This window comes from Stenotrophomonas sp. GL_101, from assembly GCF_057835675.1.
Genome location: NZ_CM174432.1, coordinates 3,245,782 through 3,272,285 on the forward strand (window position 1 = coordinate 3,245,782; position 26,504 = coordinate 3,272,285).

Here is a 26,504-nt window from a genome sequence, read left to right on the forward strand (position 1 = left end):
GAAGCGCGGCAGCATTGTCGGATCCAATCGCGCGCAGCGGACCTTACGAAGTACCGCGGTGCAAGGCAATGGACAGGGACGTATCCCACACCCGGCCAGCGATGAATGATTCACACGTGCAGGCCGATATCCAGAATCGCCCGGAGCCGGTCGCATACCCCTCCGATATACTCGGTGATGGGACACTTCCCGGCAGGTTGGCTGCATACCCGCGATGCTCTCCAGAACCAATTTCCGCCCTTCGCTGGACCTGGCCTGCGCCCTCACCGGCATGTCGGTTGCACTGATCAGCGAGGTCAGCCAATCCCGCTGGTGGGCGATCCAGGCCATCGACCGTGCCGGTCTGGGCATCACCACCGGCCTGGAACTGGATATCAACCTCACCTTCTGCCGCGATGTGCGTACCACCCGCGCGCCGGTGTGGTTCGGCGACTGCGAACAGCACCTTGCCTTCAAGAACAGCCCGATCCCGCCACGCTACGGTTTCCGCAGCTACATTTCGGTGCCGCTGGTGCTGGCCGACGGCGCGGTGTACGGAACCCTGTGCACGCTGGACCCGGCACCGCGCGATGTGACACTGGACATGGTGCAGTCGGTGGAGACGCTGGCGCGCCTGGTGGCCGCGCAGATCGACGCCGCGCGGGTCCACACCCAGGATCTCGATGCCAGCGCCGCTGCGCGGAAAAGCAACGATGCCACGCAGGGACAACTGGCCGACTCCGAACAGGCGCTGGTCGACCTGCGGCTGGTGGGCAAGCAGCGCGAAGAATTCATTGCCGTGCTCGCCCACGACCTGCGAAACCCGCTGCAGGCCATCGCTGTATCGGCCGACCTGTTGTCATTGGGCTCGCTGACCGCAGTACAGAAAAATCTGGTCGGGCACGTGGAAAGCAGCGTGGCGCGCATCGCCGAGCTGATTGATGTGACCCTGGACTTCGCGCGCGGGCGGCTCGGGTCCGGCATCGCACTGCGCCTGGAACCGTGGGCTGACCTGGGCAGCACCCTGGCGGCGGCCTGCCGCGAGGCGGTGGCGCCCTATCCCGGTCGCCCGTTGGAGATCGAACGTCACGCTGCCGCAGGTGTATCGCTGCGACGGCGCCCGGCTCTGCCAGTTGGTGGGCAACCTGGTGATCAACGCGGCCATCCACGGCACGCCGGACAAAGCGATCCAGGTCACCGGTCACGCGACCGCCGACGGCATTGAATTGTCGGTATCCAACGAAGGAATCATCCCGCCCGAGTCGATGACCGGCTTGTTCGAGCCGTTCGTCCGCGCGCCCGAGCGGCACCTCGACTCCGGGCTGGGTCTGGGGCTGTACATCGCCTCGCAGATTGCCAAGGCCCACGGCGGCACGCTGGTGGCGAGCAGTGATGCGCGGCGCGGGACGGTGTTCACGCTGCGTCTTTGAATCATGCGGCCACGACGGCGTACACATCGTGTGCGTTACCTGGCCCACATCAGTGACGCCGGAAAATGAAAAAGGGCCTGCGCATCGCTGCACAAGCCCTTGATCGATTTACCAACAATGGTCGGGACGGCCGGATTTGAACCGACGACCCTCTGCCCCCCAGGCAGATGCGCTACCAGGCTGCGCTACGCCCCGATGTTGCTGGCAATGTCCCCGCCTCTCAGCGGGCCGACGAGTATAACGGTTTTATACGCACAATGGTTCAGCGACGGAGCAATTGCAGCACTTCTTCCAGTTCCATCCGCGTCTGCTTGATGATCTGGTTGCTCAACGCCGACTCATCGCGTGCACCGGCACCTTCCAGGCGCAGGCGCGCGCCGCCGATGGTGTAGCCCTGCTCATACAGTAGGCCGCGGATCTGCCGCACCATCAGCACGTCGTGGCGCTGGTAGTAACGGCGATTGCCGCGGCGCTTGGCCGGTTCCAGGCTGGGAAACTCGGTTTCCCAATAGCGCAGCACGTGCGGCTTGACGTCGCACAGTTCGCTGACCTCACCGATGGTGAAGTAGCGCTTGGCCGGTATCGGCGGAAGTTCGCGGTTACTGCCCGGATCCAGCATATGCCTCCACCCTTTCCTTGAGCTTCTGGCCCGGACGGAAGGTGACCACCGTACGGGCGGAAATCGGAATTTCCTCGCCGGTCTTGGGATTGCGGCCCGGGCGCTGGTTCTTGCGCCGCAGGTCGAAATTGCCAAAGCCCGACAGCTTCACCTGACGTCCCTGTTCCAATGCCTCTCGCAACACATCGAAGAACGCGTCGACAAATTCCTTGGCTTCGCGCTTGTTCAGACCAACTTCGTCGAACAGCTTTTCGGCCATCTCAGCCTTGGTCAATGCCATCGCCTGCTATCCCCCATGCTTCCCGCTCAACCGCGGATCCGAGCGTGGTGTTCACGCTCCATGGCAGAGACCGCCTCGGCCACTACCGTATCCACGTCGCGGTCCGTCAGAGTGCGCGACTTGTCCTGCAAAATCAAGCCCATAGCGAGACTCTTGAAGCCCGGCTCGACCCCCTGGCCCACATACCGGTCGAACAGGGTGACCTGGCGCAGCAGCGGGCCGACCGCGCGCCGCAGGGTCGCCTCCAGGTCGGCCCAGGCAGCGGCCTGCGGGACCAGGAAGGCCAGATCGCGGCGCACCGACGGGAAACGCGACAGCTCGTGGGCACGCGGCAACGGGCGGGCCGCCAGCGGGGCGAGGTCCAGCTCGAAGGCGAACACGTCCACATCGATGTCCATGGCCTTGGCCAGGCGCGGGTGGATCTGGCCGATCCAGCCCACGCCGACGCCGTCGCGCAGCACCTCGGCCGAGCGCACCGGATGCCCGTGCGGACGCTGCGACGGCTGGAACTCCAGCACCGCGCCAGCGGCGGCGGCCAGCGACTCCAGGTCGCCCTTGAGATCGTGGAAATCGACCTTGCGGGTGGCCAGGCCCCACTGCTGCGGGTCGGCATCCCCACACACGGCGGCGGCCACGCGCTGGGTTTCCAGCGGCGCGGGTTGGCCATCACCGGCCTGCGGATGGAACACCCGGCCCAGTTCAAACAGGCGCACCCGGCCCAGCTGGCGCGCGGCATTGCGGCCCAACGTAGCCACCAGCCCCGGCAGCAGCGACGGGCGCATCACCGCCAGTTCGGCCGACAGCGGGTTGGCCAGCGCCACCACGTCCTCGTGCAGCTGCCACTGGCCCAGCAGGCCGGCATCGACGAAGGCGTAGTTGATGGTTTCCTGCAGGTCGCGGGCGACCAGCTGGCGGCGCACGCTGAGGTCGTCCAGGCGGGTTTCGCTGGGCATGGCGATGCGCGAGGCACCGCCCGGCAGCGTGGTCGGAATCCGCTCGTAACCGTGGATACGGGCCAGTTCTTCGATCAGGTCTTCTTCGATGGCGATGTCGAAGCGGCGGCTCGGCGCGGTCACCTGCCAGCCCTCGGCGGTGGCGGCCACGTCCATGCCCAGCGCGCGCAGGATGCGCTCGACGTCGGCATCGGCAATCTGCACGCCGAGCACGCGGCGGATGCGCGCGCGGCGCAGCGTGATGGTGGCCGTCGCCGGCAGGTCGGTCTCGCGCACGGCCTCGGTGACCGGCGCGGGGGTGCCGCCGGCCAGGTCCAGCACCAGCCGGGTGGCATACTCGATCGCGGTGCGCGGCAATGCCGGGTCGACGCCGCGCTCGAAGCGGTGGCCGGCATCGGTATGCAGGCCCAGCTTGCGCCCGCGCCCCATGATCGCGGCGGGCGCGAAGTGCGCCGCTTCCAGGAACACCGCCGTGGTGGCGTCGGTGACGCGGCTGTCGAACCCGCCCATCAGGCCGGCCAGGCCGACCGGACGGTCGGCGTCGGTGACCACCAGGAAGCTGTCATCCAGCGCGGCGTCGCGGCCGTCGAGCAGCTTGAGCGATTCCCCGGCGCGCGAACGACGCACACCGATGCTGCCCTGCAGGCTGCCCAGGTCGTAGGCGTGCATCGGCTGGCCCAGCTCCAGCATCACGTACTGGGTGATGTCCACCAGCAGCGACACCGGGCGCACGCCGCTGCGGCGCAGGCGCTCGGCCATCCACAACGGGGTGGCGGCACGCGGGTTGACGCCGTCGATGACGCGGCCGAGGTAACGCGGCGCCTCGGCACCGGCGGCCAGTGCGATGGTCAGCTCGCGGGTGCCTACGGCGGCAACCGGTGCGGCATTGAACGGCACCACTTCGCTGGCGCACGCGGCGGCCACGTCGAAGGCGATGCCGCGCAGGCTGAAACAATCGGCGCGGTTGGGGGTGAGCTTGATCTCGATGCTGGCATCGGGCAGCCCCAGGTACTCGACCAGCGACTGGCCGACCGGCGCGTCATCGGGCAGCTCGAACAGGCCCGACGCATCGCTGTCCAGGCCCAGTTCCCTGGCCGAGCACAGCATGCCGTTGGACTCCACGCCGCGCAGCTTGGCCGGCTTGATCTTCAGCTCGCCGATCTGCGCGCCGACCAGTGCCAGCGGTGCGACCAGGCCCGGGCGGGCATTGGGCGCGCCACAGACGATCTGCAGATGCTCGCCCTGCCCGGCATCGACCTGGCAGATCTGCAGGCGGTCGGCTTCGGGATGGCGCTGCGCCGAGACGATCCGCGCCACCACCACGTGGTCGAGCCCACCGCCCAGCGCGGTGACCTCTTCGACCTCCAGGCCGATCGCGGTCAGCACCGCACTGAGTTCATCGCGGGAAACCGCGGTCGGGACGTGGCTGCGCAGCCAGTTTTCAGAGAATTTCATCGTGTCACCCTGGAGTGGGCCGCGGCCCACCATTGCCTTCTGTCGTTGTCGTCCGCCGTGCAGCGCTGCGCGCCGGGCACCGGAGGACGGTACCGTGTCGTGATTACGCGAACTGCTTCAGGAACCGCACGTCGTTCTCGAAGAACGCGCGCAGATCGTTCACGCCATAGCGCAGCATCGCAAAGCGCTCCACGCCCAGTCCGAAGGCGAAGCCGGTGTAGCGCTCCGGGTCGATGCCCACGCTGCGCAGCACGTTCGGATGGACCATGCCGCAGCCGAGCACTTCCAGCCAGCGGGTGCTGCCATCGGGCTGCTGCCAGGCGATATCCACTTCGGCACCGGGCTCGACGAAGGGGAAGTAGCTGGGGCGGAAGCGCATCTCGAAATCGCGCTCGAAGAAGGCGCGCACGAACTCGGACAGCGTGCCCTTGAGGTCGGCGAAGGTCGAATGCTCGTCCACCAGCAGGCCTTCGACCTGATGGAACATCGGCGAATGGGTCTGGTCGCTGTCGCTGCGGTAGACCTTGCCGGCGGCGATCATGCGCAGCGGCGGTGCGTGCTCGCCCATGTAGCGCACCTGCACCCCGGAGGTATGCGTGCGCAGCAGGCGGCCATCGCCGAAATAGAAGGTGTCGTGCATGGCACGCGCCGGATGGTGCGGCGGGAAGTTCAGCGCCTCGAAGTTGTGCCAGTCGTCTTCGATTTCCGGGCCTTCGGACAACTCGTAACCGAGGCGGCCGAAGATCTCGGTGATGCGCTCCAACGTGCGGGTGACCGGGTGCAGCCCCGCGCGATCGGCGCGGCGGCCCGGCAGGGTGATGTCGATCGCTTCAGCGGCCAGGCGCGCATCCAGTGCGGCGTCTTCCAGCACGGCCTTGCGTTCGCCCAGCGCCGTGGTCAGCGCGTCGCGGGCAAGGTTGATGGCTTCGCCGGCGGCCTTGCGCGCATCGGCCGGCAGTGCGCCAAGCTGCTTGAGCTGGGCGGTGATGCTGCCACTCTTGCCGAGCAGGGCCACACGCAACGCTTCAAGCGTCTCGGGGGTCTGCGCGGCGGCCACGTCGGCCAGTGCCTGGGTGGTCAGGGATTGGATGTCACTCATGGATAGCCGGGGCCTCGCGTCGGATTGCCTTCGCGATATGCGCCGGGCCGACCCCCGTCGCCACCGCTGTCGGGTCGATGGTCCGTTGCCGGCCACCGCCACCACAAAAAAGAATGGGGAAGGACTTGCGCCCTTCCCCATGCATTTGCCTTACCCACCGCCGTTGCGCGAAACCGGCACCGGCAGGGGAATGGACTTATGCCGCCAGTGCGCCCTTGGCCTTTTCGGCCAGTGCAGCAAAGCCAGCAGCGTCGTGCACGGCGATGTCAGCCAGAACCTTACGGTCCAGGGTGATGCCGGCCTTCAGCATGCCGTTCATGAAACGGCTGTAGCTCAGACCATTGATGCGGGCAGCCGCATTGATGCGGGTGATCCACAGCGAACGGAAATTACGCTTCTTCTGCTTACGACCGATGTAGGCGTACTGCTGTGCCTTGATGACGGCCTGCTTGGCAACGCGGAACACCTTGCGGCGAGCGTTGTAGTAACCCTTTGCAAGGGTCAGAATTTTCTTGTGACGGCGACGCGCCTGTACGCCACGCTTTACTCGTGCCATGGGTCAGTCCTCAGAGGTAGGGAAGCATACGGTTCAAACGGCCTGCGTCTTCTGCACGAACATGGTTCGTCTGACGCAGATTGCGCTTCCGCTTGGTCGACTTCTTCGTGAGGATGTGGCTACGGTTGGCATGGCCAGCCTTGAACTTGCCGGAGGCGGTCTTGCGGAAACGCTTGGCCGCCGCCCGGTTGGTCTTGATCTTGGGCATTGCAATGTCCTTGATGATGTTTTGTCACTGACCAGGGCGGTGGCGATGCCACACTTTCCGTCCGTGCCCTTGCCTGCTTGTAAGCCCGGGATCCCCGATGGGAACCAGGCCGGTCCTGTTGCCGTTGAAAAGCTTGAAACCGTTCAAAACAGCAGCCCCGCAAATAAACGGGGTCGCCCATTATGCATGGGCCTTGAGACGGATGCAAGCCATTGATCGGGCAGGGTTTGCCGGGGCCCACGTAGAGCCGACCGTTGGTCGGCTGCCTGAGACCCCCACAAAAGCGCGCGCAGTGCGCGTAGCCGACCAACGGTCGGCTGTACGGCCATTCAGCCACGCATGGCGTGGCTCCAGGAACGCCTTACTTCTTCTTCGGCGCGATCATCATGACCATCTGCCGGCCTTCAAGGCGCGGACGGGACTCGATCACGATGTCCTCGCCCAGATCACCTTCGATCCGGCTGGCCATTTCGCGACCCAGTTCCTGATGGCTCATTTCACGACCACGGAAGCGGATGTTGACCTTGATCTTGTCGCCCTCTTCCAGGAAGCCGCGCATCTTGCGCAGCTTGATCTGGTAGTCGCCTTCATCGGTGACCGGGCGGAACTTCACTTCCTTGATCTCGACCTGCTTGGTCTTCTTCTTGGCCTCATTGGCCTTCTTCTGCGTTTCGAACTTGAACTTGCCGAAGTCCATGATCTTGCACACAGGCGGATCGGCCTGCGGCTGGATCTCGACGAGGTCCAGACCTTCGTCTTCGGCCATCGACAGCGCTTCGTCACGCGTCAACACGCCAATCATTTCACCGTCGCTGCCGATCACGCGTACGCGCGGCACTCGGATTTCCTGATTCTTGCGGTTCTGTTTGTTGTCAGGGGTACTGATATTGCAATCTCCCAGAGGAATCAAACCGGCCCCGTGCGGATGATCCGCAGGGCCGGGACTTTCTTACACGGACTGTTCTGCCTGCAACCGCTCGATGAAGGCCTGGACGGACATGCTGCCCAGATCTTCGCCAGAGCGCGTACGCACGGCCACGGCGCCATTTTCCTTCTCACGGTCGCCAACCACCAGCAGGTACGGGACCCGCTGCAGCGTATGCTCGCGAATCTTATATCCGATCTTCTCGTTGCGCAAATCGGCGTTTACCCGGAAGCCTTGATCTGCAAGGGTTTTCCTGACCTGGCTTACGTATTCAGCCTGGGCATCGGTGATGTTGGCCACCACCACCTGGGTCGGGGCCAGCCAGGACGGGAAGGACCCGGCGTGGTGTTCGATCAGGATGCCGATGAAGCGCTCCATCGAACCAACGATGGCCCGGTGCAGCATGACCGGGTGCTTTTTCTGGCTGTTTTCATCCACATACTCGGCGCCAAGGCGGCCGGGCATCATGAAATCGACCTGCATGGTGCCCAGCTGCCAGGTGCGGCCGATGGCGTCCTTGAGGTGGTACTCGATCTTCGGGCCGTAGAAGGCGCCCTCGCCCGGCAGCTCCTGCCACTCCACCCCGCAGCTGCCCAGCGCCGAGCGCAGCGCCGCTTCGGCCTTGTCCCAGGTGGCATCGTCGCCGAGGCGCTTTTCCGGGCGCAGCGCGATCTTGATCTGGATGTCCTCGAAACCGAACGTGGTGTACACCGCCAGCGCCTGCTGGTGGAACGCGGTCACTTCGGCTTCGATCTGCGATTCGGTGCAGAACACATGCCCGTCGTCCTGGGTGAAGCCACGCACGCGCAGGATGCCGTGCAGCGCGCCGGACGGCTCGTTGCGATGGCACGAGCCGAATTCGCCGTAGCGGATCGGCAGGTCGCGGTAGCTGTGCAGGCCCTGGTTGAACACCTGGATATGGCCCGGGCAGTTCATCGGCTTGACCGCGTAGGTGCGCTTTTCCGACTCGGTGAAGAACATGTTCTCCTGGTAGTTGTCCCAGTGGCCGGACTTCTGCCACAGGCTCACATCCAGGATCTGCGGGCAACGCACTTCGCCGTAGCCGCTGTCGCGGTAGACACGGCGCATGTGCTGCTCGACCACCTGCCACAGCGCCCAGCCCTTGGGGTGCCAGAACACCAGGCCCGGGGCCTCTTCCTGCAGGTGGAACAGTTCCTGCTGCTTGCCGATGCGGCGGTGGTCGCGCATTTCGGCTTCTTCGATGCGCTTGATGTAGGCCTCAAGCTGCTTCTTGTCGGCCCAGGCGGTGCCGTAGATGCGCTGCAGCTGCTCGTTCTTGGCGTCGCCGCGCCAGTACGCACCGGAAATGCGGGTCAGCTTGAAGGCCTTCAGGAAGCGCGTGTTGGGCACGTGCGGGCCGCGGCACATGTCCACGTATTCCTGGTGGTAATACATGCCCATCGCCTGGATGTCCGGCGACATGTCTTCAATCAGGCGCAGTTTGTAGTCCTCGCCACGTGCCTTGAAGATCTCGATGACCTCCGCACGCGGGGTGACCTGCTTGACCACGTCGTAGTCCTGGGCGATCAGTTCACCCATGCGCTTTTCGATCGCGGCCATGTCCTCGGGCGTGAACGGACGCTCGGAATGGATGTCGTAATAGAAGCCTTCGGCAATGACCGGGCCGATCACCATCTTGGCATCCGGGTACAGCTGCTTGACCGCATGGCCGACCAGATGCGCGGCAGAGTGGCGGATGATCTCCACGCCCTCCTCGTCCTTGGCGGTGATGATGCGCAGGCTGGCATCGTGGTCGATGACGTCGCTGGCATCGACCAGCACGCCGTCGACCGAACCGGCGATGGTGGCCTTGGCCAGGCCGGCGCTGATCGACTGGGCGACGTCCATGACACTGACGGGGTTTTCGAACTCACGGCGGCTGCCGTCGGGGAGCGTGATCGCGATCATGACTGGGCTTCGAGATGGTGGGCCTGGGTGCCAGGCCGGGGATGCGGAATCGGGTGCAGGGCAACAAAAAAGCGCCACGAAGGCGCCTGCGTCAGGGGCCGTCGGGAGCGTTCAGCGGTGGGCGGTGGTAGTGCTCATGTCACACGCTAGACCGGCGCTGGGCGCGGGCCACCTTGTTGCCTTGATAGGGATGGGGTGATCTTAAACCAATCGGCAGATGCCTGTCGCGCGCGTTGCCCGCGCCGCCTGAACAGGGCGCTGTGGCGAACAAAAACCGCAATGATTACCATGCGCGGATTGCCGGCCATTTGCCGCAACGCCTTTTGTCTCAAGGATCCCCCTCCATGATGTCCCCGGATCGCGCGTGGTGAGCAGCAGCACCCTGGCCCTGCTCTACTCCAGCTTCGCCGGTAGCGTATCGGCCTTCTCCGCACTGGCGTTCTATGCCGCCTCGCCGCACTGCCGCTGGCCGCGCCTGCGCCGGGCCGGGCGGCTGGGCCGACAGATCGGGCTGGTGGCGGCGACAACCTCGTTGTGGCTGTGGATGGGCCAGCTGGGCCTGGCCACAGGCCTGTGCGTGACCCTGGCCGGCTGGATGCTGACCGCACTGGTGCTGCCTTACCTGGCCGCCTGGACCCGGCCCGAGCGCGAGGCGCAGCACTGATGTGGGCGCGCGCGCTGGCCGGTCTGCTGGCCGGATTCTTCGTGGCGGCCGCCGCCAGCGGACTGGTGGCGTGGCTGCCACCGGGGCCGTGGCAGTCGGCGATCGTGCCCAGCCTGGTGGCCTTCATCCCGTTGTGGATGCTGGCGGCCCTGTGGGCATTTGCGTTCCGTACCGGATGGCACGCCTGGGCCTGGCTGGGCGCCAGCGCGCTGGCCGGTTTCGCGCTGCTGTGGCTGCTGCGCACCCTGCACTGGGTGCTGTGAGGGTGTCCCGATGAAATTCAGTTCACTCACCCTGCGCACCTTCACCACCTTGCACACCTGGCTGGGCCTGGTCGCCGGCTTCGCGTTGTTCGTGGCGTTCTATGCCGGCGCGATCACCGTGTTCCACCACGACCTGCCGCTGTGGCAGACGCCGCACGCCATGGAGCGGCCGGCACAGACGCTGGAAGACACCCAGCGCCTGCTCGACGGCGTGCTGGCCCGGCATCCGGAAGCGCGCAAGCACGTCGGCATGACCTTCCCCGGGGCGGAAACACCGCAGTCCATCGCCTACTGGCAGGATGCCAACGGCACCTGGCTGTTCGCCTGGGCCGACCAGTACGACGGCAGCCCGACCCCACCGCAGGCCGGGCTGGCCGAGCTGGTCAACGAACTGCATTACACGCTGGGCCTGCCGGTGGCGGGCATCTACCTGATGGGCGTGGTCAGCCTGCTGTACGGGCTGGCGTTGTTGTCCGGGCTGGTCATCCACCTGCCCAAGCTGCTGGGCGACCTGTTCGCGCTGCGCCCGGGCCGCAACCTGAAGCAGATGTGGCAGGACGCGCACAACGTGATCGGTGTGCTCAGCCTGCCCTTCCACCTGCTGTTCGCCGTGACCGGCGCGCTGCTGTGCCTGGTGTTCCTGCAGATGGCCGCACTCAACCCCCTGATTTACGGTGGCAAGCTGCTGGAAGCGCTGCCAGCGGCGATGGACACCGCGCCGGTCCGTGCCGCCGCCGGTGAACCGGTACGACCGGGCAGCCTGGTGATGCTGCACGCGCGCGCAATCGCCGTCGCCCACGACCTGGGCCAGGCACGGTTCGAGCCGGCCTACCTGAAACTGGCCAACGCAGGCGATGCCAATGCAGTGATCGAGATCACCGGCGACGGCGGCGTGTCATTGGGCCCACTGGGCGCGGTGGCGCTGGATGCCAACACCGGCGACGTGCTGCATACGCAGCTGCCCGGCAAGCGCGATGCCAACCATGCCACCCTGGCGGCGGCCTACGCACTGCACTTTGGCGAATACGGCAACGGCCTGGTGCCATGGCTGTACTTCGCCCTGGGGCTGGGCGGCGCATTCCTGTTCTATTCGGGCAACCTGCTGTGGATCGAGTCGCGGCGCAAGCGCCGCCAGCAGCAACAGGGGCGCGCGCAGATCAACATGGCGCGGGCCACCGTCGGGGTGTGCATCGGCTTGTGCGTGGCCGTGTCGGCCGCCTTCGTCAGCGTGCAGCTGCTGGAGTACCTGGCGCCCGCGCAGGCCGATGCCGGCATGCGCTGGACCTGTTTCCTGGTCTGGGGCGGCTGCGCCCTGTGGGCCGCGCTGCGGGCACCGTGGCAGGCCGCACGCGAGCTGCTGTGGGCCGCGGCGATCACCACCGCGCTGATCCCACTGGTGCACGGCGCGATGAGTGGGCTGTGGCTCTGGACCAGCGCCGTGCGCGGCTACTGGCCGCTGTTCTGGGTGGATGGAGTGGCACTGGCGATGGCAGTGGGATTTGCGGCGATGGCACGTGCCAGCAGCCGGCGCGCGCTGCATGGCGAGCCCAACAGCGTGTGGGCGCGCCCGCGCCGGAACGACGCTTCTGCCGCGTAAACCCGGCCAGCCCTTGTCCGCACGGGCTTTCAGAAAACTTCAGGCGTTCTTCCAGCACTTCAGCAGGCGCCGTGGCGTAGTTGGCCCCTACCCCAAGGAGCCTGACCATGCACATTCGCCTACCCCGTTGCGCCACCCTGATCCTGTCGCTGGCCGCCTGCCTGCCCCTGCCCGGACGTACCGCACCGGCGCAACTGGACCCCACCCGGCTCGCCGCGCTCGAAGCGGCGATCGCCAGCGAGGACATCAAGCAGGTCACCAGCGTGCTGCTGCTGGTCGACGGCAAGGTGGCCTACGAGCACTACTTCAACGGCGCCACCGCCGACACGCTGCATGACGTCCGCTCGGCCAGCAAAAGCGTCACCGCGCTGCTGGTCGGGGCCGCCATCGGCGATGGCCACCTGCCCGGTGTGCACGCCCGCGTATACGATTACTTCCCCGCGTTCACTGCCGCGCATCGCGTAGACCCGCGCCTGCGCGCCACCACCCTCGAAGACCTGCTGACCATGAGCAGCCTGTGGGAGTGCGACGACGAGAACGCGTTCTCGGCCGGCAATGAGGAACGCATGTACGTCACCGAGAAGTGGCTGGACTTTGCCCTGTCCTTGCCGGTCAAGGGCTTCGCGCCGTGGATGACACGCCCGCAGGACAGTCCGCACGGGCGCGCCCATGCCTACTGCACCGCCAATTCGTTCGTGCTCGGCGCGGTGCTTGAACGGGCCACGCAGATGCCGCTGGCCGACTACGCCGCCCAGGTACTGGAACGCCCGCTGGGGATCACCGCCAGCCACTGGAACCGTTCGCCGGAAGGCATCGGCATGGGCGGTGGCGGCACCCGCTACCGCAGCCGCGACCTGGCGCGACTGGGCGAACTGGTGCTGGCCGGTGGCCACTGGCAGGGCAAGGCACTGATTCCTGCGGACTACATGGCGGCCATGACCCGCGCACAGGCCAGCACCGGCGATGGCAGCGATTACGGGTACCAGTGGTGGGGGCTCAAGCTGCCGGTGCAGGGGCGCGCGAGCACGGTGTGGGCGATGTCCGGCAATGGCGGCAACTATGTGTTCGTGATCCCCGCGCAGAAGCTGGTGGCGGTCATCACCAGCCGCGCCTACAACCGCAGCTATGCCCATCCGCAATCGCGGCGCATCCTTACCGATTTCCTGCTGCCGGCCCTGCACTGAGACCATCCAGGTCGGTGGGGCGCCACGACGCAGCCAGCACCTGCGCGCGCTGCGTGCCGACGTCGGTCTCGATCCTGGCCAGCAGCGCTGGCCAGCCGGGCGCGGCGTGCAGCGCGGCGAACAACGGCGTGGCACGCAGCCAGGCGGCATCACGGAAGCCGGCATCCACCGCGCGGTGCAGGTCGGCCAGGGCGGCACTACGGTTGCCCTGCGCCTGGTGCAACAGGGCACGCTCGAGTGCATCGTCGGACCAGCCGTCCACCTGGCCGGTCTGGTCCGACAGGGCCGCCAGGCGAGCGGCGATCCACGCCGCCGGGGGCGCCGGGTCGGCATACAACCCGGCCAGGGTCTGCCCCATCGACTGCGCCGGGCGCAGTTGGCGGCCGCGCTCGAACGCCTGCGCCGCGCCTGCACGGTCGCCTGTCATCAGGTGTATTTCGCCCTGCAGCTGCAGCAACGCCGGATGCGGTGTACCGCGCGCGAGCGCCAGCGCCAACGCGGCCTGGGCCCTGTCCGGTTCGCCCCTGACCAGCAGCGTGCGCGGCCAGGCGATGTTGGCGAACACGTTGTCGGGGAAAAGCTGGAAGTTGCGCTCGTGGCGGCGCGCGGCGGCATCGGTAAAGCCGAGCAGCTCCAGTTCGCGCGCGACCTGCACATCGAGGAAGCGGATGCGCTCGGGGGCACGCAGCCCAAGGTTGGCCTGCAGCGCCTGCGCCAGGTGGCCTTGTTCCTGGTGCAGGTAGGCCAGCGAGGCACGCGTGGGTTCATCGCTGGGATCGCGCTGCAGCGCCTGCTGGTAGTCGGCGACGGCCTGCGGCATCGCCCCCAGGCAATCATGGGCGTAGCCCCGTGCGGCGAATGCGGCCGCGTCTTCCGGGGCAGTCCGGAGTACCTCGGTGGCCAGCACCAGCGCGGCTTCGGCGTCGCTGCGCGGGCCATTGAACAGGCACGCCTGCGCCGCCAGCGCACGCGCCAGCCCGCGCCTGGCCGTGCTGGAATCCGGATCGACCTGCAGCGCCTGCCGATACAGCACGATGGCACGCTGGTTGTTGCTGGCCTGGCCGATGCTGGCGTAATGGGCGGCACGTTGCAGCAGTGGCTCGGCCGGCGAACGCGGGTGGTGCGCCGGCCATGCGAGGACAACGACGACCGCCACCGCAGCAACGGCGGCGATCGCGCCCACCGCCAACCTCCTCCGCCCTTGGCGCCAGGCGGGAGGCTGACCGGCCGGTGCATCGGCGGTGAGCGGTTGCAGGGGTGCGCACAGCTGATAGCCGCGGCCGCGTACCGAGCGCAGGTAACGCGGCCGGCGGCTGTCATCGCCCAGCGCCTGCCGCAGCAGCTTCACCCGCTGGCTGATCGCGTCTTCGCCCACCACCGCTGGCGCCCACACCTGCTGCGCCAGCGTATCGAAGTCCACCACGTCGCTGCCGTGGGCCAGCAGGCAATCGAACAGCCGCCAACTGAGGCCGGCCACGGGCAGGAGCACGTCGCCGCGGCGCACCTCCTGGCGGGCGCGGTCGATGTGCAGATCCAGCAGGCGCACGAGGGTCATGCCGCACAGCATAGGGCACCGTGCGCCGGCCCACGCCACCGGCAAGCCCCATGCGTGGCTGGGCACGATGGGCGGCGCTTCCGCCACGCATGCCATCGCGTTACCGGAAGGGTGCCGCCATCGCCTGCAGCAGGCTGCCCTGCGCGTCGTCGCCGGTCAGTTCCCAGGTGAACACGCCGCGCAGCTGCGCCGCCTTGGCGAAGTCCGCGCGCATCCCGATCGAGGTGGGGTCTTCGTAGCTGATGAAAACGCGCTCGGTCGGGTTGTACAGCCACGGCGCCTGCGCGACCGGATGCCAATGCCGCTGCCAGCCGGGCTTGCCCAGGAACTCGCTGGCGATACGCCGCCAGTCGCCGGCATCGAAGGGTTCGCTGTACGGCTGGTGCAGCCCGTCGGCGACATCGGTAGTGACCCGGAACCCGCGCCCGTAGAACGGCACGCCCAGCACCAGCTTGTCGGCCGGCACCCCGTGCTGCTGGTAGTAGCGCACCGCGCCCTCAACGTTGTTCCAGCGGCGCTGCGCCGGATCCAGCGGATCGGCCGGCACCTCGCGCAACGGCGCGTTGAAGGTGGCTACGCTGGAGAAGCCGGTGCCCATGTCGTAGCTCATCAGGTTGATGAAATCGAGGATTTCCGCCAGCGCCTTGAGCTCGTAGCTGCGCGCCGGGTCATAGGCGCCATCGGTCTGCACGCGCCCGGCAGGCAGCGCGGCGGTGAGCTGAAAGTGCTGCTTGCCGGCACTGCCGACTTCATCGAGCTGGCGACGGAACTCCCGTGCCAGCAGGGTCATGTTGCGGCGATCCTGCGGACGGTCGGTGATCTCGACAGGGCCGCCATACACCGGGAATTCCCAGTCGATGTCCACGCCATCGAAGCTGCCGCGATACTGGTCGAAGAACAACGACACGCAGGAGGCGACGAAGCGCTTGCGGCTGTCGGCGCTGAGCGCGGTATCGGAGAATCCACCGGCGTTCCAGCCGCCGATCGAGATCATCGTGTGCAACGCCGGGTGTTTTTGCTTGAGTGCCGCCAATGCGCTGAAGTGCGCGTCGGCCTGCGCATCCACCACGCAGCGGCCGTCTTCGATGCGCGCGAACGCATAGAACAGATGGGTGAGGGTCTCTGCCGGGATGCTCGCCACCGGATAACGCTCGGCCGAACCACCGGGGTAGTACGCGCCGATCACGGTCGGTGCAGGGCTCGCCGCCGATGCCGCCGATGCAGTGAAACCGGCAATCAGTGCCACAAGTACAGCGGTGGTCGTGCGCAACATGGTCTTTCCCCGTTTGGCGTCGGAGGCCACGTTAGCAGACCGGTTGCACTGCGCTGCGTGCCGGTGGAGCAAGTCCGGTAAATCTGTCCGATGGACATCCAGACACCGCGTGCACGGGTCAGCAACGGCTGCGCGGCAGTCCTGCGTGATGTCCGCACGCACCTCTCGTGGCCAACAGCGTGGCGCGACGTTGAATTCCCCGGCGCCGCACAAGAACAAAAAAAACGCGCCGAAGCGCGTTTTTTTCTTTGCAAGGCAGTGAGGACCCAAGGTCCTCATCTACCGCGTCATTGGCTTTGGGCCAATTACTCGGCGGCAGTCACGCCTTCGCCTTCTTCGACGGCCTTCATCGACAGGCGGATACGGCCCTGCTTGTCCACTTCCAGCACCTTGACCTTGACCACATCGCCTTCCTTCAGCTTGTCGCCGACCTTCTCCACGCGCTCGCTGGAAATCTGCGAGACGTGGACCAGGCCGTCCTTGCCCGGCAGGATGGTGACGAACGCGCCGAAGTCCATGATCTTGGCGACCTTGCCTTCGTAGATGCGGCCCGGCTCGACGTCCGAGGTGATCTGCTCGATGCGGGCCTTGGCGGCCTGTGCAGCGATGGCATTGACCGAGGCGATGACGATGGTGCCGTCATCCTGGATGTCGATCTGGGTGCCGGTTTCCTTGGTGATGGCCTGGATGGTGGAACCACCCTTGCCGATCACTTCGCGGATCTTGTCCGGGTGGATCTTGATGGTCAGCAGGCGCGGCGCGTAGTCCGACAGCTCCTGGCGCGGGGCGGTCAGGCCGTGGGCCATTTCACCCAGGATGTGCAGACGGCCAGCCTTGGCTTGCTGCAGTGCCTGCTTCATGATTTCTTCGGTGATGCCTTCGATCTTGATATCCATCTGCAGGGCGGAGATGCCCTCAGCGGTACCGGCGACCTTGAAGTCCATGTCGCCCAGGTGATCTTCGTCACCCAGGATGTCCGACAGAACCACGAAGCGCTCGCCTTCCTTGACCAGACCCATGGCGATACCCGCCACCGGCGACTTGACCGGCACGCCGGCGTCCATCAGGGCCAGCGAGGAACCGCAGACCGAGGCCATCGACGAGGAGCCGTTCGACTCGGTGATTTCCGAGACCACGCGGATCGTGTACGGGAACGATTCCAGCGACGGCATCACTGCCAGCACGCCGCGCTTGGCGAGACGGCCGTGGCCGATTTCGCGACGCTTCGGGCCCATCATGCGGCCGGTTTCACCCACCGAGTAGGGGGGGAAGTTGTAATGGAACAGGAAGTTGTCCTTGTACTCACCGGACACCGCGTCGATGACCTGACCGTCGCGGGCGGTGCCCAGGGTGATCGCAACGATCGCCTGGGTTTCACCACGGGTGAACAGCGCCGAGCCGTGGGTACGCGGCAGGATGCCGGTCTTCACGGTGACCGGGCGGACGGTGTCCAGCGCACGGCCGTCGATGCGGACCTTGGTGTCCAGCACCGAGTTGCGCATGGTGCTGTATTCCAGCTCGCCAAATTCCTTGGACAGTTCGGCCGAGGCCCAACCTTCCGAGGCCACGCGGCCAGCCAGCGACTCGCTCACGTCCTTCTTGATCGCCGAGATGGCATCACGACGCTGCAGCTTGTCGTGCACCTGGAAGGCTTCGCCCAGGCGCGGGCCGATGGCTTCCTGCAGGGCGCTGATCAGGGCGTCGTTCTTGGCCGGGGCCACCCAGGTCGACGGCTTGGTGCCGGCTTCCACGGTCAGCTCGTTGATCGCGTTGATGACCTTCTGCATTTCGCGGTGACCGAAGGTCACAGCGCCCAGCATCACTTCTTCGGACAGCAGCGCCGCTTCGGATTCCACCATCAGCACGGCGTTGGAGGTACCGGCAACCACCAGTTCCAGCTCCGAATCCTTCAGCTCGGTCACGGTCGGGTTGAGGATGTACTCACCGTTCTTGTAGCCGACCTTGGCAGCGGCGATCGGGCCCTTGAACGGGGTGCCGGCCAGCGACAGCGCCGCCGAGGCGCCGATCAGCGCGGCGATGTCGCCGTCGATGTCCGGGTTCAGCGACATCACCGTGGCGATGATCTGCACTTCGTTCTTGTAGTCTTCCGGGAACAGCGGGCGGATCGGGCGATCGATCAGGCGCGAAATCAGCGTCTCTTTTTCGGTCGCGCGGCCTTCGCGCTTGAAGAAGCCACCCGGGATGCGGCCACCGGCGTAGAAGCGCTCCTGGTAGTCGCAGGTCAGCGGGAAGAAATCCTGACCCTCACGCGCACTCTTGGCAGCCACGGCGGAGACCAGCAGCACGGTGTCGTCGAACTTGACGATGACGGCGCCACCGGCCTGACGGGCGATTTCGCCGGTTTCAAGCGTGACGGTGTGCTTGCCGTACTGGAAGGTTTTGGTGATTTTTGCCACGGGGGATTCCTTGGGAGGATGCTGTCTTCAATGGACCGCGGGCGACCCTTGCCGCCGACGGGTGACCGGTTGTCCGGTCCAGGCGTTTGGTGCGGTACTGCCAAAACAAAACCGCGGCGCATTCCTGCGCCGCGGTCGGGATTTCTGCTTAGCGACGCAGGCCAAGCTTTTCGATCAGGCTCTTGTAGCGCACCACGTCTTTCTTCTTCAGATAGTCGAGGAGGCTGCGGCGGCGGTTGACCATCTGCAGCAGGCCGCGGCGGCTGTGGTGATCCTTCTTGTGGGCCTTGAAGTGGCCGGTCAGCAGCTCGATGCGGGCGGTCAGCAGGGCGACCTGGACTTCCGGGGAGCCGGTATCGGCCGAGCTGCGCTTGTTGTCTTCAATGACTTTCTGGGTGTCGATCGACATTTCTATTTTCTCTTGGATGCGTGGCCCGCAGAAACGTCCCATTGACGTACCGCGTGACTCGCCGTGAACGAAAGGGTAAAACCGCGCCAGACGATATGCCTGAAAACGCCGCGAAATTGTAACGGGCGCGGGCCTCCGGAACAAGGACCGGGAGGGCCGCCGGTCAGAGGTTGAAGCGCCGCTGGGGGGCCAGCATGCCGTCGGCGGCAACCTGGCCGAGGCCCTGAATGGCCTCCTCCGGTCCGTAAACGGTCACCAGGCCCTGCGGCCAGCCCGGATCGCGCAGCCGCTGCCCCAGGCAGAAGCGACGGGTCTGTTCAGCATCCAGGGTCACCCGCGCATAGTGCGCCAGGCCGGCTTCCAGCGGCAGCAGCAGCGCGTCCATGGCCGCTTCATCCCCTTGCTCCTGCAGGGCCCGCAGGGTGTCCAGGGTCACCATCGGGGCCGTGCGGAAGGGGTCCACCCAGAGGCGGCGCAGCCCGGAAATGTGCGCCCCACAGCCCAGGGTCTCGCCGAGATCACGGGCCAGGCTGCGGATATAAGTGCCTGAACCGCAGGTCACGCGCAGCGACAGCCCGCGCGGGCGCTGCTCCACCACGTCCAGTGACAGCACCTCGACATCGCGCTCGGGGGCATCGATCGCATCGCCCCGGCGCGCCTTCAGGTACAGCGGCTCGCCGCCCTGCTTGAGTGCGGAGTAGATCGGCGCGCGCTGGCGGATGCGCCCGCGCAGCGGTGCCAGCGCCGCCTCCAGGTCGGCCGCGCTGATCGCCGGCACCGGCCGCTCGCGCAGCACCGTGCCGTCGGAATCGTCGGTATCGGTGGTCTGGCCCAGCACGACCTCGGCGTCGTAGGCCTTGGCCGAACCCAGCAGCAGGCCGGCAATCTTGGTGGCCTCGCCAAAGCACAACGGCAGCAGGCCGGTCGCCAGCGGGTCGAGACTGCCGGTATGGCCGCCCTTCTCGCCGCGGTACAGGCGACGGGCGATCTGCAGGGCCGCGTTGGAGCTCATGCCGGTCGGCTTGTCGAGCAGCAGGATGCCGTCCAGGCGGCGGAAAACAATTCGGGATGCCATGCATTCAGTTCATTGCGGCGCCCGCGGGCGCTGCCGGTCAAGCCGGCCTTCGGCGGTGCGGTCGTTTGCCGACCCGGGCACCACCCCACAAGACAACAGCCCTTGCGGGCTGTCGGTCCATCACACTTTTTTGCCGTCTTCGTCAGCGGCGTCTTCGTCGTCGGCGTCCGCATCCCGGCTCTTCTCCGCCGCGAGCGTGTCGGGCAGATCGCGCAGGATGTTGTCGATACGCTCGCCCCGGTCCACCGAATCATCGTAGTGGAAGTGCAGCTCGGGCACGTGACGCAGCTTCATCGCCCGCGCCAGCTCCATGCGCAGGCCCCACGCCAGTTCCTTCAGGCCCTTCATGGCCTCTTCCGAACGTTCGGGCATCAGCGCGGTGACGAAAATCTTGGCATGCGCCATGTCACGGGTGATTTCCACGTCGGAGACGCTGATCGAAGGCAGGCCGTGTTCACGCACTGCGTTGTGCACGAGCGTTCCCAGTTCACGGCGGATCTGGGCGGAAACACGGTCGGTTCGATGGAAGGTTTTTGGCACGAGGGACGGGCTCTCTATTGCGGATTACAGCAAGGCACGACCAACGGTCGTGCCCTACCGGGAATTTATCGGGGGACGACCAACGGTCGTGCCCCTCGTCATGGTAGGGCCCGACCGTTGGTCGGGCCGTTCCGGGCATTACAGGGTGCGCGGCACTTCGATACGCTCGAAGCACTCGATCTGGTCACCCGGCTTGACGTCGTTGTAAGCCTTCACGCCGATACCGCATTCGGTACCGTTGCGGACTTCCTCGACGTTTTCCTTGAAGCGACGCAGCGATTCCAGCTCGCCTTCGAAGACCACGACACTGTCGCGCAGGACGCGGATCGGCTTGCTGCGCTTGACCGTACCTTCGATGATCATGCAGCCGGCGACCGCACCGAACTTGGAGCTGCGGAACACGTCGCGGACCTGGGCGATACCGATGATCTCTTCGCGGATTTCCACGCCGAGCAGACCGGAAGCCACCTGCTTCACCTGGTCGATCACGTCATAGATGATCGAGAAGTAACGCAGGTCCACGCCGTTGGCTTCGATGATGCGGCGCGCCGAGGCGTCGGCACGCACGTTGAAGCCGATCACGGTGGCCTTGGAGGCAACCGCCGAGTTGGCGTCCGACTCGGTGATGCCGCCCACGCCGGAGTGGATCACGTTGATGCGGATGTCTTCGTTGGACAGACCGACCAGCGACTGGCTCAGTGCCTGCACCGAACCCTGCACGTCGGCCTTGATCACCAGGTTCAACACCTGCTGGCCATCGCCCTTGCCCAGGGTCGCCATGATGTCTTCCATGCGGCTGCCGGCAGACTGTACCAGGCGCGATTCGCGGCGCTTGGTTTCACGCTGCTGCGCGACTTCCTTGGCCAGGCGCTCGTCATCGACCACGACGAAATCATCGCCGGCTTCGGGCACGCCGGACAGACCCAGCACCTGCACCGGGATCGACGGACCAGCCTGTTCAGGCTGCGCGCCGGTTTCGTCGAACAGGGCACGCACGCGGCCGTACTGGATACCGCAGACCAGGTAGTCGCCCTTCTTCAGCGAACCCTGCTGCACCAGCACGGTGGCGATCGGGCCACGGCCCTTGTCCAGCGAGGACTCGATGACCACGCCGTTGGCGCGGCCGTCGGCCACGGCCTTCAGTTCCAGCAGTTCGGACTGGACCGAAATCGCATCCAGCAGGTCATCGATGCCCAACCCGGCCTTGGCCGAAATCTCGACCATCTGGGTGTCACCGCCGAAGTCTTCGGAGACGACCTGCTCGCTGAGCAGTTCGTTCTTGACGCGCATCGGGTCGGCGCCGGCCTTGTCGATCTTGTTGATCGCCACGATCAGCGGCACACCGGCGGTGCGGGCGTGCTGGATGGCTTCCTTGGTCTGCGGCATGACACCGTCGTCGGCGGCCACCACCAGCACCACGATGTCGGTCAGCTTGGCACCGCGGGCACGCATGGACGTAAACGCCGCGTGGCCCGGGGTATCCAGGAAGCTGATCACGCCCTTCGGCGTTTCAACGTGGTACGCACCGATGTGCTGGGTGATGCCACCGGCTTCGCCGGTCGCGACCTTGGTGCGGCGGATGTAATCCAGCAGCGAGGTCTTGCCGTGGTCGACGTGGCCCATGATGGTGACCACCGGCGGACGTGCCACCGGCTCGCCCTGGTTGCCACCGGCCAGTGCCAGCAGCGCGTCTTCGGCGTCGTTGGCATTGGCACGGATCACGTTGTGGCCGAGTTCTTCGGTCACCAGCGCGGCGGTGTCATGGTCGATGGTCTGGGTGATGGTAGCCATCACGCCCATCTTGAACAGCGCCTTGACCACATCGCCGCCCTTCAGGGCCAGCTTCTGGGCCAGATCGGCGACGGTGACGGTGTCGCCAATGGTCACATCACGCACGACCGGTGCGGTCGGACGTTCGAAACCATGGGCACCACCACCACTGCGCGACTGGTTGCTGTCGCGACGACCCCCGTGCTGCACGCGCCCGGTCGGACGACCGCGCGAGTTGCTGTTGTTGCCACGGCGGGCACGATCGGCGGCCGACAGATGCATCTGACCGGCGAAGCGATTGCCACCCTCGTCGTCGCGCTTGGCGCCGGGACGGTTGTTGGTGTTGTTTGCGTTGCGGTCGTCTGCACGCGCAGCCGGGCGCGCCGGCGACGGCGCGGACGGACGTGCGGCACGTGCGGGCGCGTCGGCAGCCGGCTTGGCCGCAGCCGCAGCCCGGACCGGCGGCGCATTCTTGGCCGCTTCAGCAGCCGCTTCGGCCGCCTTGCGCTCGGTTTCGGCACGTTCCTTGGCGTCTACTTCTTCCTGACGCTTGCGGGCGATTTCCTCATCGCGCGCACGGTCCTTCTCGGCCAGCGCACGCTGCTCGTCCAGATTGCGCTGGCGCGATTCATCGAGCTTGCGCAGGATGTCGGCGCGCTCCTCATCCGCAGTCATCGGCTTGCCACTGGCGTCCTTCATGTAGGTGCGCTTCTGGCGCACCTCCACGTTGACGGTGGTCTTGTTGCGGCCGGCACTGACCGTCACTTCCTGCAACTTGCGACGGTTGAGGGTGATCTTCTTGGCGGCGTCGTCGGCGCTCTCGACGGGCTGCTCGGTCTTGCCGTGCGAACGACGAAGGAAGCCCAGGAGCTTGACCTTCTCGGTGCTGGTCACGACCTGGTCGGGACCGCTGAACTTCATGCCGGCTTCGGCAAGTTGTACGAGCAGTTTATCGACCGGGGTGTTGACCAGTTCGGCAAGCTTGCGGATGGTGGTTTGCTGCGACATTCGGATCCTATGATCTGGTTGGCGCTCCCTCGAAACGTGCGAAGGCAGCGCGGAGTCTAAGCCCTGAGCGGGTCAGGGCACTGTTCATCGCTGGCTCATTCGCCGCGCTCCAGGCGGGCGATCTCCTCGGCTCGGGCGGCCAGGATCAGGGCGGCGGCGCGCTCCTGGTCCAGGTCCTCGATACCGAACTCGAGGATCTCGTCGGCGGCCAGGTCCGACAGGTCCTCACTGGTACGCACGCCATGACCGGCCAGGGCGTAGGCAGTTGCCTCGTCCATGCCTTCCAGGGCGAGCAGGTCTTCGGACGGCGAGCCATCCTCCAGACCTTCTTCCACCGCCAGCGCTTCGTTGAGCAGCGCATCGCGGGCACGGGCACGCAGCTCTTCGACGATGTCTTCGTCGAAGCCTTCCACGGCCAGCAGTTCGCCGACCGGGACGTAGGCGATTTCTTCCACAGTGTTGAAGCCTTCGGTCACCAGGATGGCGGCGATTTCTTCATCCACTTCCAGCTTGTCCATGAACAGCTGACGGGCAACGCCCTGCTCTGCCTCGGACTTGGCGGTCACCTGGTCCTGGGTCATCACATTGAGCTGCCAGCCGGTCAGGCGGCTGGCAAGGCGCACGTTCTGGCCGCCCTTGCCAATCGCCTGGGCCAGGCGCTCTTCAGCCACGGCCAGGTCCATCGAGTGCTTTTCTTCATCGACGATGATCGACTGCACTTCGGCCGGCGCCATCGCGTTGATGACGAAGTTGGCCGGGTTCTCGTTCCACAGCACGATGTCCACGCGCTCGCCATTGAGCTCGTTGGACACAGCCTGCACGCGCGAACCGCGCATGCCGATGCAGGCACCGATCGGATCGGTACGCGAATCGTGGGCGAGCACGGCGATCTTGGCGCGGTCGCCCGGATCACGTGCGCAGGCCTTGATCTCGACCAGGCCCTGGCCGACTTCCGGCACTTCGAGCTTGAACAGTTCGATCATGAATTCCGGGGCGGCGCGGCTGATGAACAGCTGCGGGCCACGCGGTTCGGAACGGACTTCGGCCAGGTAACCGCGGACGCGGTCGCCGGCGCGCAGTACATCACGCGGAATGCCCTTGTCCTTCGGGATGAAGGCTTCGGCGTTGCCGCCGAGGTCCACGTAGATGTTGCCGCGCTCGGCGCGCTTGACCACACCGGTGACCAGTTCGCCGACGCGATCCTTCCACGCATCGACGACCTGCTGACGCTCGGCCTCGCGCACGCGCTGGACGATCACCTGCTTGGCGGCCTGGGCGGCGATACGGCCGAAGTCCGGGTTGTCGATCTGTTCTTCGATGTAGTCGCCCACTTCCACGCCGTCGGCTTCGTCGATGGCGTCCATCAGACGCACCTGGCGATCGGGCGATTCCATGACCACGTCATCGGCCACCACTTCCCAGCGGCGGAAGGTTTCGTAGGTGCCGTCCTTGTGGTCGATCGACACACGGGCCAGCACTTCTTCATCGGGGTAGCGTTTCTTCGCAGCCGACGCCAGTGCGGCCTCGATGGCATCGAAGATCACTTCACGCGGAACGCCCTTTTCATTGGCGACCGCATCCACTACCAGCAAAAGTTCCTTGCTCATTGGCTCACTCCGCGCGCGGCTTTTTGGCCGTCGGCTCGTTGGATGGTTTCTTGTTCGCCTTGCCACCCTGCTTGGGTGCCGGGCCAGTCGGTTTGGTCGGAGCCAGGCCGAGGGCGGCCCAGTCCGGCATGATGCGTGCCTTGTCGATATTCTCGACATCGGCGGTGAACGGGGCATTGTCGACCTTGAAGGTAACGGTGCCCTGCTCGTTGTCTACGGCAAGAATCTCGCCCTGCAGGCGGCGACGGCCATCCTGCGGGAGCTTGAGGGTGACCTTGGCCGACTCGCCAATGGCACGCTCGAATTGTTCTGCGGTGAACAGCGGACGATCGACACCGGGGGAAGAAACTTCCAGGGTGTAATTGGCGCTGATCGGGTCTTCGACGTCCATCTGCGCGGACACTTCGCGGCTGACGCGTTCGCAGTCGTCGATGTTGACGACACGTTCGGGCTGTTCGGCCAGCGGCACGTCGATATACAGGCGCAGGGTCGCTCCGCCCGGGGCGGTGAGATATTCCACGCCCAGCAGCTCCAGACCCAGCGACTGAACGGTGGGGGCGAGCAGATTCGCGATTTCGGTTGCCTTGTCGCTCACAGTCGGCCTTGAATTCGTTGAAAGAGATACGGGTTGGCCAGTCACGCTGGCCGGGCTCTACTGAACATGTTCCGGAAACAACAAAGGGCCCGCTGGGCCCCTTGTCCGGTACAACTCCGGTCATGCTGGATTCCGGTAGCAGAAACACACGCGGCGTGTATTCCTGCGAGCCCAGCCTTCCGGGGGTGGCGGCGACCTGGTTACAGGGTGCCGTTCCTGGAAGCCGGTAGCGAGCCCCATTCACATCCGTTGGAAGGATACGCATGGACAGCCCGCTAAGCCGCTGATGATAGCCGTTGCACCGCGCTGGTGCAATGGTTGAAGAGCCAAACTGAACAGCCGGAGCCAAAGCAAAGGCTGCCGTGTCGCCTGGGTCGCGGGCACTGGCACGGGCGGGTTGGCCGGACACGCCGTAAACCCATCCCTGGGGGCTCGTGGGCGCCATCCATGGCGCCCAACGGTCCGGCCAACCCACCCGTACCGGCACCTGCAGAGTCCACAGGCCAGTCACCGCAACCAAGAGCGGAGCCGGCGCCGCGCGCGGGATGAAGAGCGAACCAACCACCCCACCCCACCCACTAACCACTCACAACCACGAGGTTGCAGAGCACCAACAGCGAAGAATGAAAGCAGTGACTGCCGTTGATATCCGTTGCGCACCGACCTTCTACGGAGGCGCTGGCATGGGTAAGTTTGCGGGGCCCTGAGGCGCATGGATGCGCCGACGGAGCTTACAGGGGTGAACGCGCATTGCTCGCGAGGCACCGCCTCGCATGCGCGTGAACGCACAGCCGCCAGCGGCTGGGCCGGGCCGCGGAGCGGGACTTGCAGCGTGCCCCGCGGACTTACCCATGCCAGCGCCCTCCCAGATGCCAGCGCACCGAACTTGAACTTGAAGTCGCCGTTGCCGGCGCCGTTGCTCTACAAGCTCTTGACTTAAAGCCTTTTAAAAAAACCAACCCCCACCAACGAAAAAAGCGACCCCGTCTCCGGAATCGCTTTTTCGCGTACTACATCTGCAGTGCAGATTTTCTGTGGTAGCGGGGGCAGGATTTGAACCTGCGACCTTCGGGTTATGAGCCCGACGAGCTGCCAGACTGCTCCACCCCGCAAC

General features: G+C 65.9%; 23 protein-coding genes and 2 tRNA genes. 6 read left to right on the top strand and 19 right to left on the bottom strand.

Going from position 1 to position 26,504, the window contains the following annotated elements; translation table 11 throughout:
• Window positions 1-214 precede the first annotated feature (214 nt).
• Window positions 215-1,204 (top strand): sensor histidine kinase, encoded by a 990-nt coding sequence (locus AC3IR9_RS14400; RefSeq protein WP_489291478.1) that lies wholly within the window; start codon window positions 215-217, stop codon window positions 1,202-1,204.
• Window positions 1,128-1,409 carry a sensor histidine kinase gene (locus AC3IR9_RS14405; protein WP_489291480.1) on the top strand — a complete coding sequence of 94 codons (282 nt, stop codon included), beginning with the start codon at window positions 1,128-1,130 and terminating at the stop codon, window positions 1,407-1,409. Before AC3IR9_RS14400 ends, AC3IR9_RS14405 begins: the two co-directional genes overlap by 77 nt.
• A gap of 118 nt (window positions 1,410-1,527) precedes the next feature.
• Here the strand turns inward: AC3IR9_RS14405 and AC3IR9_RS14410 are convergent.
• The 9 genes from AC3IR9_RS14410 to thrS form a co-directional block, all read right to left on the bottom strand.
• Window positions 1,528-1,604 (bottom strand) — tRNA-Pro (locus AC3IR9_RS14410).
• A gap of 67 nt (window positions 1,605-1,671) precedes the next feature.
• Complete coding sequence (locus AC3IR9_RS14415; protein WP_068853353.1) at window positions 1,672-2,028, bottom strand: MerR family transcriptional regulator; 357 nt, start codon at window positions 2,026-2,028, stop codon at window positions 1,672-1,674.
• Entirely contained in the window at window positions 2,009-2,308 is a 300-nt protein-coding gene (locus tag AC3IR9_RS14420; RefSeq protein WP_005410432.1) for an integration host factor subunit alpha, read from the bottom strand. Before AC3IR9_RS14420 ends, AC3IR9_RS14415 begins: the two co-directional genes overlap by 20 nt.
• Window positions 2,309-2,334: 26 nt before the next feature.
• A complete protein-coding gene (gene pheT / locus AC3IR9_RS14425) occupies window positions 2,335-4,716 on the bottom strand; it encodes a phenylalanine--tRNA ligase subunit beta (RefSeq protein WP_489291482.1) in 2,382 nt (793 codons plus the stop codon).
• A 103-nt stretch (window positions 4,717-4,819) separates the two neighbouring features.
• Complete coding sequence (gene pheS / locus AC3IR9_RS14430) at window positions 4,820-5,815, bottom strand: phenylalanine--tRNA ligase subunit alpha (protein ID WP_489291484.1); 996 nt, start codon at window positions 5,813-5,815, stop codon at window positions 4,820-4,822.
• A 196-nt stretch (window positions 5,816-6,011) separates the two neighbouring features.
• On the bottom strand, window positions 6,012-6,371 hold the full coding sequence (gene rplT / locus AC3IR9_RS14435; protein ID WP_011037598.1) for a 50S ribosomal protein L20: 360 nt from the start codon (window positions 6,369-6,371) through the stop codon (window positions 6,012-6,014).
• Between the two features lie 10 nt (window positions 6,372-6,381).
• The gene (gene rpmI / locus AC3IR9_RS14440) at window positions 6,382-6,579 is read right to left on the bottom strand and encodes a 50S ribosomal protein L35 (protein WP_017355265.1); all 198 of its coding nucleotides are present in this window, start codon (window positions 6,577-6,579) and stop codon (window positions 6,382-6,384) included.
• A 361-nt stretch (window positions 6,580-6,940) separates the two neighbouring features.
• Complete coding sequence (gene infC, locus AC3IR9_RS14445) at window positions 6,941-7,480, bottom strand: translation initiation factor IF-3 (RefSeq protein WP_489295840.1); 540 nt, start codon at window positions 7,478-7,480, stop codon at window positions 6,941-6,943.
• 48 nt (window positions 7,481-7,528) lie between these two features.
• Window positions 7,529-9,433, bottom strand: coding sequence for a threonine--tRNA ligase (thrS, locus tag AC3IR9_RS14450; protein WP_489291486.1), 1,905 nt, complete (start codon window positions 9,431-9,433; stop codon window positions 7,529-7,531).
• A gap of 367 nt (window positions 9,434-9,800) precedes the next feature.
• Here thrS and AC3IR9_RS14455 point away from each other — a divergent pair, with 367 nt between their 5' ends.
• From AC3IR9_RS14455 to AC3IR9_RS14470, 4 genes are all read left to right on the top strand, one after another.
• Window positions 9,801-10,097: a hypothetical protein gene (locus tag AC3IR9_RS14455; protein ID WP_489291488.1), complete on the top strand. Its 297-nt coding sequence runs from the start codon at window positions 9,801-9,803 to the stop codon at window positions 10,095-10,097.
• The gene (locus AC3IR9_RS14460) at window positions 10,097-10,360 is read left to right on the top strand and encodes a hypothetical protein (RefSeq protein WP_489291490.1); all 264 of its coding nucleotides are present in this window, start codon (window positions 10,097-10,099) and stop codon (window positions 10,358-10,360) included. The genes AC3IR9_RS14455 and AC3IR9_RS14460 overlap by 1 nt, the downstream gene beginning before the upstream one ends.
• A 10-nt stretch (window positions 10,361-10,370) precedes the next feature.
• Window positions 10,371-11,957, top strand: coding sequence for a PepSY-associated TM helix domain-containing protein (locus tag AC3IR9_RS14465; protein WP_489291491.1), 1,587 nt, complete (start codon window positions 10,371-10,373; stop codon window positions 11,955-11,957).
• A gap of 107 nt (window positions 11,958-12,064) precedes the next feature.
• Window positions 12,065-13,141: a serine hydrolase domain-containing protein gene (locus AC3IR9_RS14470; RefSeq protein WP_489291494.1), complete on the top strand. Its 1,077-nt coding sequence runs from the start codon at window positions 12,065-12,067 to the stop codon at window positions 13,139-13,141.
• Here AC3IR9_RS14470 and AC3IR9_RS14475 read toward each other — a convergent pair.
• The 10 genes from AC3IR9_RS14475 to AC3IR9_RS14520 form a co-directional block, all read right to left on the bottom strand.
• Window positions 13,110-14,696, bottom strand: a complete 1,587-nt coding sequence (locus tag AC3IR9_RS14475; protein ID WP_489291496.1) for a winged helix-turn-helix domain-containing protein — start codon at window positions 14,694-14,696, stop codon at window positions 13,110-13,112. The two genes, AC3IR9_RS14470 and AC3IR9_RS14475, sit on opposite strands and share 32 nt — an antisense overlap.
• Before the next feature lie 100 nt (window positions 14,697-14,796).
• Window positions 14,797-15,969 (bottom strand): glycoside hydrolase family 18 protein, encoded by a 1,173-nt coding sequence (locus AC3IR9_RS14480; RefSeq protein ID WP_489291498.1) that lies wholly within the window; start codon window positions 15,967-15,969, stop codon window positions 14,797-14,799.
• Window positions 15,970-16,274: 305 nt separating this feature from the next.
• Window positions 16,275-18,386: a polyribonucleotide nucleotidyltransferase gene (gene pnp / locus AC3IR9_RS14485; protein ID WP_489291500.1), complete on the bottom strand. Its 2,112-nt coding sequence runs from the start codon at window positions 18,384-18,386 to the stop codon at window positions 16,275-16,277.
• A 148-nt stretch (window positions 18,387-18,534) separates the two neighbouring features.
• Entirely contained in the window at window positions 18,535-18,795 is a 261-nt protein-coding gene (gene rpsO, locus AC3IR9_RS14490) for a 30S ribosomal protein S15 (RefSeq protein WP_489291502.1), read from the bottom strand.
• Between the two features lie 163 nt (window positions 18,796-18,958).
• Window positions 18,959-19,870, bottom strand: coding sequence for a tRNA pseudouridine(55) synthase TruB (gene truB, locus AC3IR9_RS14495; RefSeq protein ID WP_489291504.1), 912 nt, complete (start codon window positions 19,868-19,870; stop codon window positions 18,959-18,961).
• 120 nt (window positions 19,871-19,990) lie between these two features.
• A complete protein-coding gene (gene rbfA / locus AC3IR9_RS14500) occupies window positions 19,991-20,410 on the bottom strand; it encodes a 30S ribosome-binding factor RbfA (protein WP_489291505.1) in 420 nt (139 codons plus the stop codon).
• A gap of 138 nt (window positions 20,411-20,548) precedes the next feature.
• Window positions 20,549-23,188, bottom strand: coding sequence for a translation initiation factor IF-2 (gene infB / locus AC3IR9_RS14505; protein ID WP_489291507.1), 2,640 nt, complete (start codon window positions 23,186-23,188; stop codon window positions 20,549-20,551).
• 95 nt (window positions 23,189-23,283) lie between these two features.
• On the bottom strand, window positions 23,284-24,795 hold the full coding sequence (nusA, locus tag AC3IR9_RS14510; protein ID WP_489291509.1) for a transcription termination factor NusA: 1,512 nt from the start codon (window positions 24,793-24,795) through the stop codon (window positions 23,284-23,286).
• 4 nt (window positions 24,796-24,799) lie between these two features.
• Entirely contained in the window at window positions 24,800-25,390 is a 591-nt protein-coding gene (gene rimP, locus AC3IR9_RS14515; protein ID WP_489291510.1) for a ribosome maturation factor RimP, read from the bottom strand.
• Between the two features lie 1,035 nt (window positions 25,391-26,425).
• Window positions 26,426-26,502: transfer RNA gene (locus AC3IR9_RS14520), tRNA-Met, on the bottom strand.
• Window positions 26,503-26,504 lie beyond the last annotated feature (2 nt).